1 protein-coding gene is annotated in these 622 nt (G+C 66.1%); it reads left to right on the top strand.

Features of this window, described 5'->3' with window-relative positions:
• Nucleotides 1–592: pyridoxine 5'-phosphate synthase (locus B4L36_RS07325; RefSeq protein ID WP_292954566.1), on the top strand; the 592-nt coding region annotated here is incomplete at its 5' end.
• Nucleotides 593–622: the final 30 nt, after the last annotated feature.

Raw genomic sequence — 622 nt, 5'->3', positions numbered from 1 at the left:
CCGCCATATCAGCGACCGCGACATCGATGCGCTGATGGAACACCTGACCCTGCCGCTGAACCTGGAAATGGCCGCGACGCCCGAGATGCAGGCGATCGCTCTGCGTCATCGTCCCCATGCTGTCTGCCTGGTTCCCGAAAAGCGCCAGGAGCGCACGACCGAAGGCGGTCTGGACGTGGCCGGCAACGACAATGCGATCGGCGATTTCATTGCGCCGCTGCGAGAGGCGGGCTGCCGTGTGTCGCTGTTCATTGGCCATGACGCCGCCCAGATCGAAGCCGCCGCCCGCATCGGCGCGTCGGTGGTGGAACTGCATACCGGCGCTTATTGCGATCACGACACCGAAGGCCGGACCGCCGAACGCGATGCCGAATTGTCCGGTCTGGCCGAGGGCGCCCGCCTTGCCGCCAGCCTGGGGCTGGAGGTCCATGCCGGCCACGGCCTGACCTTCGACACGGTCGGTCCCATCGCCGCCCTGCCACAGATCGCCGAACTGAACATCGGCCATTTCCTGATCGCCGAATCGGTGTTTACCGGTCTTGGCCCCGCGATCCGCGAAATGCGCCGCCATATGGAGGAGGCAAGGGGATGATCCGCCACGCCGTCGTCCTGACCCTGCTTG

Origin of the sequence: Paracoccus sp. UBA889 (assembly GCA_002294185.1) — a bacterium.
GTDB lineage: Bacteria > Pseudomonadota > Alphaproteobacteria > Rhodobacterales > Rhodobacteraceae > Paracoccus.
The sequence above is the reverse complement of the archived record's forward strand: the minus strand, read 5'-3'. Positions and strand labels throughout refer to the sequence as shown.